At 52.2% G+C, this 13892-nt stretch carries 9 protein-coding genes; 5 read left to right on the top strand and 4 right to left on the bottom strand.

Features of this window, described 5'->3' with window-relative positions:
* Positions 1–4: 4 nt before the first annotated feature.
* Together MRBBS_RS05920 and MRBBS_RS05915 are read right to left on the bottom strand one after the other, a co-directional pair.
* The gene (locus MRBBS_RS05920) at positions 5–2230 is read right to left on the bottom strand and encodes a two-component system sensor histidine kinase NtrB (protein ID WP_014870542.1); all 2226 of its coding nucleotides are present in this window, start codon (positions 2228–2230) and stop codon (positions 5–7) included.
* Between the two features lie 72 nt (positions 2231–2302).
* A complete protein-coding gene (locus MRBBS_RS05915; RefSeq protein ID WP_014870541.1) occupies positions 2303–4696 on the bottom strand; it encodes a HEAT repeat domain-containing protein in 2394 nt (797 codons plus the stop codon).
* Between the two features lie 345 nt (positions 4697–5041).
* On the opposite strand from MRBBS_RS05915, the gene MRBBS_RS05910 reads away from it, so the two are divergent.
* Genes MRBBS_RS05910 through MRBBS_RS05895 form a run of 4 tightly spaced genes read left to right on the top strand, consistent with a single transcriptional unit; the run spans position 5042 to position 10820 of the window.
* Positions 5042–6166, top strand: coding sequence for a cytochrome-c peroxidase (locus tag MRBBS_RS05910; protein WP_041635109.1), 1125 nt, complete (start codon positions 5042–5044; stop codon positions 6164–6166).
* 9 nt (positions 6167–6175) lie between these two features.
* Positions 6176–7525, top strand: a complete 1350-nt coding sequence (locus MRBBS_RS05905) for a cytochrome-c peroxidase (RefSeq protein WP_014870539.1) — start codon at positions 6176–6178, stop codon at positions 7523–7525.
* On the top strand, positions 7522–8109 hold the full coding sequence (locus MRBBS_RS05900; protein WP_041635108.1) for an arsenate reductase (azurin) small subunit: 588 nt from the start codon (positions 7522–7524) through the stop codon (positions 8107–8109). Before MRBBS_RS05905 ends, MRBBS_RS05900 begins: the two co-directional genes overlap by 4 nt.
* An 8-nt stretch (positions 8110–8117) precedes the next feature.
* The gene (locus MRBBS_RS05895) at positions 8118–10820 is read left to right on the top strand and encodes a molybdopterin-dependent oxidoreductase (protein WP_014870537.1); all 2703 of its coding nucleotides are present in this window, start codon (positions 8118–8120) and stop codon (positions 10818–10820) included.
* Between the two features lie 389 nt (positions 10821–11209).
* Here the strand turns inward: MRBBS_RS05895 and MRBBS_RS05890 are convergent, their stop codons facing one another.
* Together MRBBS_RS05890 and MRBBS_RS05885 are read right to left on the bottom strand one after the other, a co-directional pair.
* Positions 11210–11875, bottom strand: coding sequence for a DUF2238 domain-containing protein (locus tag MRBBS_RS05890; RefSeq protein WP_014870536.1), 666 nt, complete (start codon positions 11873–11875; stop codon positions 11210–11212).
* Positions 11876–11915: 40 nt separating this feature from the next.
* Positions 11916–13079 (bottom strand): ADP-ribosylglycohydrolase family protein, encoded by a 1164-nt coding sequence (locus MRBBS_RS05885; RefSeq protein ID WP_014870535.1) that lies wholly within the window; start codon positions 13077–13079, stop codon positions 11916–11918.
* A gap of 153 nt (positions 13080–13232) precedes the next feature.
* Between MRBBS_RS05885 and MRBBS_RS05880 the strand changes: the two genes are divergently transcribed.
* Positions 13233–13874: a DUF938 domain-containing protein gene (locus MRBBS_RS05880; RefSeq protein WP_041635107.1), complete on the top strand. Its 642-nt coding sequence runs from the start codon at positions 13233–13235 to the stop codon at positions 13872–13874.
* Positions 13875–13892 lie beyond the last annotated feature (18 nt).

The raw sequence follows: 13892 nt of genomic DNA, 5'->3' as shown, positions 1-13892 counted from the left end.
GATCTCACAGCTCCTCGTTTACCGCATACATAAGGGCGTTCCCGCTCCTATCGCTGCTTTCTGTAAGAATTTCAGAAGTGGGGCATAACGGCAGAACCACACACACTTGTACGATGCCATTAAGGCTGTCTATAGTGACCTGCCCACCGTGTCGATCTACCTGTTTTTTAACAATAGCCAGCCCCAACCCGGTGCCTTTTGCACGGGTTGTAAAGAAAGGCTCGAAGGCATGATTTTTGGTGTGGCAATCCATTTGTTTGCCGTTGTTAGTGATCGTCACCATGAGGTAAGGACTTTCGTTTTTCAGACCAAACCGGGTTTCAATGCCAATAAATCGTTCGCCTCGCGTACTTTCGGTCGCTTGCAACGCGTTATTTAGCAGGTTTTGGAAGACTTGGCGTAATCTTGCCGGATCCGCGACCATGGTAGGTAACTGAGGCGCCAGGCTCCAGTTTACCGTTACCCCTGCTTTGCGAAGTGTCTCTTGCATTTCATCTATAATGCGGCTGAGCAGCATGTTCGTATCAAGATTTTGCACGTGCAACTGGCCCTGACTGGAATAATTCAGGATGTCATCCAGAATGCGCTCCATATATTCAACCTGATTTAGTGCTAACCCCCAAAGCGTATCGTGTCTGGAAGGTTGATCCACAGAATTCTGAGCCCTACGCTGAGCCATTTGCAGGCTTATTTTGATGGATGTCAGCGGGTTTCGCAGGTCATGGGCAATCATGTTGGCCATTCGGCCTATTTTGACAAGTTGTTCCTGGTGGAAACGGACCAGGGTTTCCTGTTTTAGCTTTTCCTGCAACGCCTTTTCATTAGAGATATCCTGCTTGATGGCGACATAACACGTTTCACGGCTCCAAGGGTGACGAATGGGAAAGATCAGGGCAGCTTCCCAAAACAAGCTTCCATCCTTTCTTCGATTGTGGAACTCGCCGTGCCAGGGTTTTCCTTGTTTCAGCGTGTCCCAGAGTTTCCCGTATTGTTCCAGGTTTGCTGTACTGGATTGCAAGAAACCTGGTGTGTAACCCTTGACTTCACTACTTTGGTAGCCTGTTAGCTGGGTGAACGCAGCGTTTGTATAGAAGATTCGAGCGTCAGAATCTGTGAGCATGATGGCGCTTGGGCTCAGCTCAACTATGTGGGTTAGTTGGTGCAGGTGTTCGTCCTGCACCTGGCGTACGGCAAGTCGGTGGCCGGCCTGCAAGCATGACACAACGCCTAGAATGATGAGTAAAGCGATGTAAAGAGGAAGGTTGCCAAAAAACACGGTGCTCGTTTTTTGAATTCTCCCTGTCACGATTGTGTGGCTAACCCACCATGAAGAATTTGCAATGCCGTCCAACGGCGATAAACTTGAGTATGTGGTGAGGCGTTCTTCCGGTTGCCACAACTGCCCTCCATCAGGGCCGTTCAGCCTTTTTGAAGAAAGTTTTGTCTCCGAAGAATCTTCTTCCGACTCCAATAGCGTGAACTGAATTTTTTGGTCGTCTAACCTGGTGAACTCAACGGTAACGCTGTTGATTACGAGGCGGAAAGTACCGAACGGCGTGCTGGGTTTTTGGGTATCCTCGAAAACGCTCAGCAGCTCTTTAAGAAGCGCAACGCCGTCATAGTTGATCACAAGCAAACCAACCGTTTCCCCGTTGTCTGCCGACACAGGGGTGGCCATTCGCATCGTTAACTTTTCAGGTTGAGGGCTGTGCCACTCAACGTTGAGGTCAAGTGGAGAGAGATACACCGTACCTGGCTGTAAAACAATGCCTTCTTGAAAATAGCGACGATGAGATTTATCTTGCAAAAGATGATTCAATTGGCGGCTGACGCCATTTATTGTCCGCTCAAGGCGGACTTTTTCAGCACCGTCGGATGATAGAAAGCGCACTTGCATATATTGTGGCTTAAACGCCATTATATGGCTGAATTGACGCGCTATGGCATCTCTATTTGTGACCATTTTCTCCGTTTGATGGCCGACAAGCTCAGCGAAACGAAGAGTGTCGGCTTGCATACGCAGAATCTTCTGTTCCAATTTCTTTCTGGTCTGCTCAACTTTTAGAGACTCTTCTTGGGCGATCAGCAGATTCTGTTCGTGGACTATAACGGCATAGTGTATGCCCAGCGCTATAGTGAGCAACAAGAGACTCGGTATGAAGAATTTTAGCGTTTCTAAGCAAAGCGGCTTCGGTTGACAAATGTTGCCGCTTTTGGATTTGTGAAACATCACCGATGTCCGATGGTTTAGCGAACCTAACTCCAGTTTAGTCAGCAAGCGCACTTGACGCAAATCAAGTCATTATATTGCCTCCGGATGGGATTCACGTTGCGTTATTTCAAGCAACAAACGTAAAGCAACAGAGCGCCTTACCCGATTTGGCTCCTTGACGATGGGAGCCAGTTTCTCAACCGTTGTTTCCGGCTCCATGCGCGCCAACAATCGACTGGCCGACTCGGTTAGATCAGGGTCATTTAACGCAGTGTCGATCAGAAGCTGGCGGATCGATTCTCCACGTTTTTCGGCCAGGATTCGCAGGGCGGCTGCACGAACTTCCGGTTCGGGGTCCTTAAGGGCCTGGTGCAATCTATCGAACACCTGTTGAGATTCCAGACTCTCCAGAACAACATCATGCCGTTGTTCGAACTCGGCTTGCTGCGTGAACAAGGACGAAGCGACAGCGGATATAGCCGCCACTCTGACTGGAGCATGTGCGTCCTCAAGAGCCGCGAACAGCAACGGCAAGGCAGTCGGATGGCCAAGAGCACCAAGGGTATGGGCAGAGGCTGCCCGAACCGCAGGGGGCGCAGCCGTGAGGAGTGTCGCAAGGGGCCCCAGGCAGCTACTTAATTCACCAAGGTCGGGGCGCCGCCGTGCGATTCGCCCTAAGCTACTGACTGCTTCAGCTTGCACACCGATATCGGACGTCAGCAAGTGCTCCCGCAGCCATCTCACAGCAAAATCAGAGTCAGATCCACCCAAAGCTCGGACGACCAAGACGGCGTTGGACGCATCTGGAAAATCCGCTTTTTTACGGCCTGTGAGGCACAATCTGTCTCCAGCTTCGACGTGCTCGCGAACCACCTGTGAAAACGCGGACATTTCTCCCGGCAAGTCGGTCAGCATGTTTTCCAGCTCGCGGTCCTGATCGTTTTCCTGAATTGCTGTTGCAAGGTTTTCGTCTATATTGGCTCTGGCGACTGCGTCAAGAGTTGATCTTGGAGCCTCACTTGCGTGCATGAGCGGTTCGGAATACCCGTCATCGTGCTCTGGATACTCCCGATCCATAATGTGCTGAATCAACGAAGACTCGTCGTCTGCGCTGGTAGCATCCTCGTCCCGGAGCGGAATCAAACGGTCATTATCCGCCTGCTCCGTTTTCGAATTTGAAGGCTGGGAAAGAAAGTCCGGCTCTCCATGCAAGATGTCTCCAAGCCAATGAACAGCCAAAGCTTTTTGCTGACCGGTTGTGCACTGTACCAAGCTGTTAATGGCGGCGAGGCGCACGCAGGCCTGTTCCGCTGTCAGTAGCTCCAGGAACTTATCGCCGTCCGTTTCTTCCAGGGGTAAGCATTGCCACTGCCTTGCCATGGCTGTCGCCAGCTCAGCACTTTCTCGACCCCATCTGAGCCATAACATTTCGAAAACCCGCCGGTGCCATTGACTGCTTACAGCGAGCTGTGGAATCGCATCCAACGCGGTCACTATTTCGTCGGAATGAAGATCTTCCACATGCTGCTCAAGCCACAGCACCATATCTTCCTCAATGGCTTCGTCCTGTCTGGCGAGCAAGTGCCAACCGAGGCAACGAATTCGAGGGTCATCGTCTGTGAATAATTTCTTCAATCTGTCTGAGCCAATCTCATCAAGCGCATGTTTGCCGAGCTTGTCAGTGATGGTCTGTATAGCACTAATCGCTGCGCTTCGAACCCCTGTATCCCGATCTTCCAGGCAAAGAAGAATGTCACGGAAATAGGCGGTCTCGGTCCTAAACGCCAGACTTGACAACGCCTCGATCCGGACTTGGGGGTGCTGGTCTTGTAGAAGTCGAAAAAGAATCACGGGGGCAGACTTGCTCTGCCACTTTTTTATCGCTCGGGCAGTGCGACGTCGTAATCGCGGCAACGGATGCAAAAGCAACTGCCAAAAGGCATTCTCTGCCGCGGAACCAGATCGTGCGAGCGCTTCAAGTATCTCTGGCTCCAGGTCATCCGCTTCTTGCTCTATTAACAAATCCATCAAGGTCGGGACTGCTTTCTGTGCCAGCGATCCGTCAACAAGAGAAATGGCCTCCCGCTGAACATCCCAAGCATCATTCCAGCCCTCCTCCATTCCCTCGTTTGCTTCTGCCAGGTTAATCAGCGTCAGCAATTCTGCATGCGCTTCAGGAGCGTCTATGCGGGCCACTGCCCGAACGGCGGCAATTCTGGCTTCGCCGTCTGGATGTTCACGGGCCATTTGCCCCAACAGTTCAATCACTGACGGATCTGCGAAGGATCCCATGGCCTCGGCGGCGGCAACACACACCTCTTCTTCCGGGTCGCCCAGATACTCTTGCAGGGCTTCTTTTGCGTCATGGTGCTTCCAACGCCCCAGCAATCTGGCGCAATCGACGCGTTCCTCGGGGAGGCCTTCTTTCAAAAGATTTAACAGTTCTGGTATTAACGCTTTGCGAGGAAGACTGGATACGTTCATAGCGCGCATTCCCGAGACCTTTACGAGTGAAGTGAAACAATATCGGAGATAAGCAGCATTATTCGTACCAGCTGTACGAAATTTTCGGAAACTCAGGGTATTGGTGCATTGATAGCGTTTTGCCTGTGGGAGGCGTACGCGGCAAGTGGGCGTAAGTTGAACGAATCATTCAACTCGTTTGATCCGGATTAAACAAAACGTGCGACCAGAGGCGAGGACTCTGCCTCTGAAAATCCCGAGATGATGCTCAATGCATTGTTCACAATGGATTATTCAAATTTTTATTTAAGTGGTATGGAATTCGCATTTACTGGATCGAGGGCGAACCTAACAAAGGAGAAATTCATGGATTTGATACCAGTCTCGAAAATACTAATGCGGCTATTATCTGGGGTAGTGAGCCTGGTGCTCTCGGTGGGCACCGCTTCACTTTCCGCCGAACCAATGTCCCCTGGGACGCCGCTACAAACTCCGGAGGTGAATTCGGTAATAGCCGATTTGGGTAAGCGGTTGTTTTATGACGCAAGACTCTCAGGTGACGCATCTACTTCTTGTGCTACCTGTCACCAACCTGAGCACGGCTTTTCTCATCCGGACTCATTATCTCCGGGTTATCGCGGGAATGGGCATTTCCGCAATTCACCCACGTTGATCAACACTGCGCTGAAGACAACCTGGATGCACGATGGCCGCCTGGGAACCAACCTGAACGACGTCACCCGAGAAATGATCACCGAAAGCTATCTGATGAATATGGATATGAGGTTGATGCAGGAGCGCCTCAAACAGGATCCCGTGTATGTAAGCATGTTTAAGGAGGCCTACGGGGCCGAGCCATCCAATGGACTGGTTCGCAAAGCCATACCGGAATTTTTGAAGACACTGATATCCCGAAACAGCAGTTTCGATAACGGGGCGCTCTCGTCTTCGGCAAAAAGTGGTTTTGAGCTTTTCAAGGGCAAAGCCGGTTGTGCGCAATGTCATACCGGTCCGCTGTTCTCCGACGGCAAAGCCCACAATACAGGTGTACCAGAGAATCTCGATGTCTTTCTGGATCCAGGCAGCTACCAAGCCTTTCTCGCTTATAACAAGTTCATGGGGAATGAAAACCTGATGAACATCAAACGGGATCTGGGCGCGCATGTTCAATCCCACAAAGTGGACGGTAGTGACAAAGGAAAGTTCATGACCCCGACCCTCCGGGAACTTACCTACACAGCGCCCTACATGCATAACGGGATGATCAAAACCCTACCGGAGGTTATTGCGTTTTATAACATTGGGGGCGAAGCGGATACGCGGAAGAGTGACTTGCTGAAGCCTTTGGGACTGTCTGCTAAGGAGCAGAACGATCTTGTGACTTTTCTGAAATCGCTTTCCGGTGACTCTCTGGACAACACCGATTTCGTTCTGGAAAACAAGAACTTCAGCTACCAACCAATGACCAATTGGCGCAAAACGTCCAATTAAGGAGGCCTCGTGAACATTAAAGCGATACCAATAACCATGTTGGCCGGCAACGGCGGACAAGCGCGACGGCAGATCAGGATCTCATTCCTCGCGACCACCATGTTGTTAATTGCCGGGCCCGTGACCTGTGTGGAGTTGAACGCCAAGCAGGCTGAAACAGCAGCTCAGGCAAATTCACAGACCTCCGTAAGCACCGGCGCACTTGTTAAAATGCTGGAGCATGCAACACAACAGTTGCCTATGGATTACGACCCACCGGGAGCTGAGCCAGGTACTGTTCCTCCTTTGGCGGCTCTTGGCCCTGTTCCGGTGCCGGCAGACAATCGGATGACAGCCGAAAAAGTCGAGCTCGGAAAGTTGCTTTTCTTCGACGGACGTCTTGGTGGCGATACGTCAACCGCCTGTGTCGCGTGTCACCTTCCCTCAACCGGCTGGGATTTCCCTACCGACATCAGTATGGGTTATCCAGGCACTGTGCACTGGCGAAACAGTCAAACCATCGTCAACTCAGCATACTACGGAAAACTATTTTGGGCCGGATCGTCAAAATCTCTTGAAGCCCAGGCTCGAAGCGCAGCTAGAGGCGCTGTTGCCGGAAATGGTGAGGAAGACATGATGGAAGCCCGTCTGGCCATCATTCCTGAGTATCGGGAGCGATTCCGCGCTGTATTTGGTGACGAATGGCCACGCCTTGGCAATGCCTGGAATGCAATCGCCGCTTTCGAACGAATCCTTGTGCAACGTGATACCCCGCTGGACCGCTACCTGCTTGGCGACGAGACAGCGCTGACCGAGCAACAGGTTCGTGGTGAAGCCTTGTTTGAAGGCAAAGCGGGTTGTCTTCAATGCCACAATGGTGCACTGGCGTCTGACGAAAAGTACTACAACACCGGTGTTCCTCCCCAGCCGCGTTGGGAGAATGATGCCCTTGCCCAGATAACCTTCCGCTTCGAACTGTATGGCAAAGGTGTATCTGAAACGCTGTACCGTGAGCTCAAAGCGGATCCTGGCGCCTACTTCCGGGGAAAGATTCCCTCCATGAAGGGAGTATTCCGAACTCCAAGCCTGCGTTATACAAAATACACAGCGCCCTACATGCACAACGGAACCATTCCAACTCTGGAAGCGGTCGTGGATTTCTATGACCGGGGTGGTGTTACCGAGGACGGGCGAACCACTGATTTCTCTCAAACCAAGAGCCCACTGATCAAGCCGCTTGGGCTCGAACCTCAGGAAAAAGCCGATCTAGTTGCGTTTCTCGGAGCATTCAGCGGCGAGCGACTGACAATGGAAAGACCGGAACTTCCCGATTACGCTCCTTTATTCACTGAACAAGAACTGTTGGAGGCTTCAAAATGAGCGTGTCCAAGGAGAACACCCATACAGAGGCGCGTGCCCATGGCAAATGCATGCTGTCCCGTCGTCAACTTCTGGTCTACGGCAGCACCGCAGCGGTTGCAGCCAGCACGATCAGCGTATCTCTGTTCCCTGGAACCGCTGAAGCCAAATCGGTTCCGGCCAGGGTAACAGGTTACCCGCGTAAGCTTGTCGCTCGCTTAAGTGAGCTGAAGGAAAACCAACCGGTCGATTTCAATTACCCCGATGACGGCAGAAATACTCAGTCGATGCTGGTCAAAACAGGGGTTCAGTGCGGCGGTGGTATAGGTTCGGAGCGTGATGTCGTTGGTTTCAGTTATATGTGCACCCACCAGGGGGGGCCACTCAACGGCACTTACAAAGCAACTGGCCCTCATCACCGTACCTTGGGCCAATGTCCGTTCCATCTGTCGCTTTTCGATGTTCGTCGGCACGGCATTATTGTGTCTGGTCAGGCCTACGAGAGTCTTCCCCAGGTCCTTTTAGAGCTGAATGGCGATGAGATTTATGCCGTTGGCATCATGGGGCTTCTATTTGGCCGTACTGACAACCTTTCCGCAGGGTAGGAATCACGATGACTACAAATTTCTACATTCCCGAAGATCAAGCTCCGCTGCCACCAACCGATGCGGATGTGCTGACAACCGCCTGCGACTACTGCGTTGTAGCTTGTGGTTTTAAGGTATACCGCTGGCCATTGGAAAAGGCTAACGGTGGAATGAAAGCTGAAGAGAACGCGTTTGGTATCGCGTTTCCGAGTGCTCCGCTGCAGTCCTGGGTGGCCCCCGCTCAGCATAATGTGGTGATGCACAACGACAAACCCCACAACATTGTTATTGTGCCCGACAAAGACACCAACGCGGTTAACAAAAACGGTGACTCCAGTATGCGGGGTGGCCTCATTGCTCAGAAGGTCTATAACCCCTCAACCGGGACAAGGGATCGTTTGACAAGCCCTCTGATGCGCATTGGCGGCACCTTGCAGCCGGTCAGTTGGGACATGGCGCTTAATGTCGCGGCTGCCGTTGGCCGGCACGTGCTGGATAAACACGGTGCTGATGCCTATGGGATCAAAACATACTCATATCAGTACATTGAAAACACCTATGCCATCACTAAATACGCGTTTCGGCATGTTAATACGCCCAATTTCGCGTTTCATGACACGCCTTCTGACGTCACCTCCACCCCTGGTTTCAGGGACGCAGGTTTTGACAATTTCGGGCCCAGCTATGATGACTGGGGTGCAGCGGACGTCCTGATGATTGCAGGGACAGATCCGTACGAAACAAAAACCATTCTTTTTACCCAGTACATCATGCCTGCCGTGCGCCGGGGTATGAAGACGATAATACTCAACCCTAGGGAAACCGCCGGAATAGCCTGGCTGAAAACGCAAGGCGCCCTGATTCTGGATGTTTATCCTGGCACCGATACGCTGGTACTGGGGGCCATTGCACGGGTCATTATGGAAAATGGCTGGGAGGACAGCGAATGGATCCAAAAGTGGGTCAACAGCAAATGGGAATCCAGCTCCGGTTTTGGTCAAGGCACACGCAACACCCCTTGGCAGTGGCGCACCACTTGGGGACTGTTTCAAACCGATGGGTTCGAGGACTACAAAACCTGGAACAAAGAACAGGACGAGTACGACCCAGATTACGCAGCCCGTTACGCAGGCATTGACGTAGAAAAAATTTATCAGGCCGCCGAGATGCTTGCAAAGCCAAAGGATGGCAAGCGACCGAAAGCGTCCATTGCTATTGAAAAAGGCTTTTACTGGTCGAACAACACGGCCAATACCAACGCCGTAGCGTCACTTGCAACCATCATTGGCACGGGTGGACGAGAAGGCCAAGTTATCGGTCGCCTGGGTGGCCATCAACGTGGCGGTGTTTCGGGCGGCAAGTTGCCACGCAACAAATCTCCCGAAAAGCTTCCTGGGCGTCGGCGCCGCGCGCTTGACACGGATCGTTGGACCTATTCAGGCCACACGCGATTCGCGCATGTTATCGGCACTACTTGGATTCAGTCGATGGCGGGTTCGCAGGGGCTTCAGCGCAAATTTTGGGAGCTAGTCAGCGCAAATCCGAATCAGGTTCATAGCTACGATGAAAAGGGGATCATTGAAACGCTTAAGGCACGCTGCGATTCCGGTGGCATGGTGGTCATCAACCAGGATATTTATCTGCGTGACCCAATTGGTGCCAAGTTCGCTGATATTGTCTTCCCAGCCGCTGGGTGGGGTGAGGAAAACTTTATCCGGGCTAATGGAGAGCGACGGCTGAGACTCTACCAGAAATTCAATGATGCGCCCGGCGAAGCACGTCCAGACTGGTGGATCATCAGTCAGTTGGCCCAACGTATGGGGTTTGATGGATTTGACTGGGAAAACAGCAATGAAGTGGCCGAGGAAGCGGCCCGCTTCAGCCGAGGTAGCCGAAAAGATTTCTTCATGGTGAAAGTTGCTGCTCATAAGGAAGGCAAAACACTCCACGAAAAAATGCGTGAATTCGGTACCGATGGTATCCAGGGACCGGTTTTCTACAACTACGATACCGGCAAGCTGGTTGGCACCAAGCGTCTGCATGATGTGGCTTTGGCAACGGACGCCAAGCGGCTGGAAGTGATGGGACTGACAAACGGCGCTGTCGGCGCCAACGTGCTTGGTAAAAAAATGACCGGGTTTAACACGCAAACGGGAAAGATCAACCTTCAGAAGCACCCTTGGGGCCTCTTCAGTGATCTTCACAAGTGGCTACAACCAAAAAACGATGAGCTCTGGTTCAGCAACGGTCGAATCAATGAAATTTGGCAATCCGGTTTCGATGACGTCGAGCGGCGAGCATACACCGCCCAGCGTTGGCCGGAAAACTGGGTGGAAATTCATCCTGATGATGCGGCCGAGCGGGGTATCGAGGCAGGCGACCGGGTTATGATGTATTCCGATCGAGTCCCGGTGTTCAAGGATACGATCCTCGGCATAGACGAGAGCCACTTTCAATTCAGTACGCTGATGGAGCGAGGGCATATTAAGCTGGACACGGCTGCAGTAACAGCGGTGGCGATTGTTACTCCTGCTGTCAAAAAAGGAGTACTTTACGCCAACATGCTCGATATGCGCCAGCCCAGTAACTCGCTGACCGTTCGTGTCGTCGACAATATCAGCGGTAACTATAACTTCAAAATGGGTGTTGCCAAGGTGCGCAAAATCGGCGAGTCCACGTACAAGAAAGAGTTCCGAAGCTTCTCGTTTGCACCTAGAAATATCGTCTAGCACTCCTCGCACTCGGCAGAGGGCTCCTTCACCCGATGGAACCCTCTGCCGCCTCAAAGCTCACGTGCCGGCTTTGGCACACGAACTTGCAGACAGACCCAGCGTAAATTAGTGCACAACAAAAATGATCTCAGGCTCTGCTGATAACGAAAAGTCAAACCTCAAAAATGGCTCTTCCCGGTATCGTCGTACAACACGCCACCATTCACAGCCTCGAAATGGAACCAGGCCCCCTACTTGTACTGGCACTGAGCTGCCAATCTGCTAACGGCAGCGCTCAGGCAAGAGAGCGTTAGGTTTCCTGCGCGTTAGTGGCTCCTGTTGTGTATCTCTAACCACCCAAGATAGTGACGTCCGCCAAAATAACAATAGTAGCAATCACACCGATGCTACTCATCCCGATTGAACATACTCGGGTTCCCTTTTACAAAATCCTGTATCCAACGCTCCAGAAACGATTCGTTTTTACCGGTTCTAACATAGCGATAGCCCAAAATCGAGATAACCAGCGCACCCAGAGTATCTACGATCAGGTCCCACATGGTGTCGGTCAGGCCCGAGGGATCGCCCAGCATGGGTTTTTGCATGTTCATACCAAATACAGTGTCCATGGCAAATTCAAAGATTTCCCACAAGGCGCCAATGGCCACGGCAAACAGAAAAGCAAAAAACGCGACAAAACCGGGGCGCATGTGCAAATTAATATCTTCGACTTCGTTCATTACGTGCACAAGCAAAAAACCGACAATGCCCAATAGGAAGCCAGAGCTGGTATGCAGTGCAATATCCCACCACCAATAACGAGTGTAGTAACCGCGCACCTCCCCTAAAAACAGCGACGCAAACACGAACAGAATGGCAAGAAGCACAAATTCAGGCGGTATAAAAACACGAAAAAAACGACCAATGAGCAGTGGCGCCAGAGTAATCAGCAAAATGCCAATAGTAAGCACCATCGCAAGCCACTGTTGCTGCCAGATGGCGGCCAGTATTTCGGCGACCAGAATAATCTGGAGAAAAAATGTCAGGCGTCGGTGAATCAGTCGCTGTTGCATGCAAGGCCTTAAAGATTATGGTTTAGTAAACGCGACCAGATTACGTCGCGGCCACTATTTGCAAAATTTCCCGATCAATTGCTTTTGCACCTACCAATTGCGAAAACCACACTTGCTCGCTTTGGCCGCGCAACAAACCCAACAGAACACCCAACACAGCCCCACGATGAACATTGTCGCCACCGACATGGGTATTGGCCAGCAATGCTTGCTGTGGTTGATCGCGGTAGCGGCATAAGAAGTACAACAACGCCGGCCAGGAGTCGGAAATATAGCACGCGGGGGATAGCATGCGGCCCACTACGTCGGAATCCGGGGCCTGCTTTTCAATCGCGCACAATAGTGCTTTGCGCGTGCGAGCCGGAACAGATTGCAGCAGTTGCTCACTGGTGGGATGCTCACCGTCGGGCCTAAGCAACAGCTGCGCTATCAAACTTACGTATGCATCACAGATCAACGCCAACTCGTCGCCGGGGTGGGTTAAAAACAAATGCTCTCGACATTGCGCTTGCACTTGTTCTAGTGAAGAGCCGTTTAACAGGCTTTGCAGCGCCAACGGCGCAGTGGTGACCAGGCCGCCGACAGAGGCTGTATCATGAGTTACCGCTCCACATTTGCGCGGTGGCAGGCCCTGAGCGTAGTTGTGAAAAAAGCCACGATGGTAAGACTCGGCGTAAGTGTCCGGGTGTTGTGGTGCATCGGCTGTCATGAAATCGATGTAGCGAGCGGCAAAATCGTCCACGCTGTATGCACTGCCCTGCGTTTTACCGGCATTCTCTGAGCCACTTTTCGCACCTTCTGCGTCGCCACGGCACTGTTCAGCCTCTGCCAGGGTGCGCATCAGTAACCTTGCACAGTGGGCGTTAAGGGTGTTATCGCCCGCGGCCATACCCACATGATAGTGCACGTTCGCGCGATCCCAGTGTTGGCGGCGGCCTTTCAGTATGACGTCGCCAACCACATCTGGCGCCGCCTTGGCCGCTGTTTTGCGGCCACCCTGAGCGGTAGAATGCAAAGACATAATAGACGACGGGTGCCATTCTGGCGGCGCATCAAAAGCGCCAACACCGTTTGGAAACGCGGCGAAAATATCGCCCACCCGGTAATACCAGTGCACAGGCATAGCTAAGGAGTCGGCTACAAATAAATTCTGAAGTGCGGCGCGAGCGCGCTCTTGCATAAGCGAAAGCTGGGGTGAGGTCATAAAATCGGGTTCCTTTAGTTAAGTGCCATTGCGGTGAAAAAGATAAGTGGCATTGTTGTAACGTGCGCATAGTGCTTTTACGCCCTTCGCCCAGCGATGTATCTTTACACATTGGTCAAATCGTTTTATTCCCAACGCTCACAAGGACACGCCATGCATCCGGAGAAGCCATTTTCGCAAGCTTGCGAAAACAACAAGGGGCCAATACTCGACGCACTGCGACGAGTTTTCACTACGCCCGCCACCGTCTTGGAAATTGGTACTGGGACAGGGCAACACGCAGTGCACTTCGCCACTCACCTACCCCATCTTTATTGGCAAACCAGTGATCACCCCAATCATTACCAACTTTGCCAGCCCTGGCTGATCGATGCCGGGCTGCCCAATATTGGCGACCCCATTGCGTTGAATGTGAGCCAGGAGCATTGGCCGGTGATGGAGTTTAGCGGTGTATTTTCAGCTAACACCGCCCACATCATGGCCTGGCACGAAGTAGAAGCGATGTTTGCGGGCGTGGGCAGAGGCCTGGCGGATTCAGCCGTATCGGAGAACGAAGAGCGCGGGCAATTCTGTCTTTACGGCCCGTTCAAATACAACGGCGACTTTACCAGCGCCAGCAATCAGAGTTTTGACCAGCACCTTCGAAGCCACGCGGCGCACATGGGCATTCGCAATATTGAGAGCCTGATCGAACTGGCACAAAGCCACGGTATGGTTCTGGCGCAAGACCGCACCATGCCCGCCAACAATCAGCTGCTGGTGTGGCGCACAACCACTAAACCAGAAGCACTTTAAAGCCCATCAAAATGAGCA

The organism is Marinobacter sp. BSs20148, assembly GCF_000283275.1.
GTDB lineage: Bacteria > Pseudomonadota > Gammaproteobacteria > Pseudomonadales > Oleiphilaceae > Marinobacter > Marinobacter psychrophilus.
The sequence above is the reverse complement of the archived record's forward strand: the minus strand, read 5'-3'. Positions and strand labels throughout refer to the sequence as shown.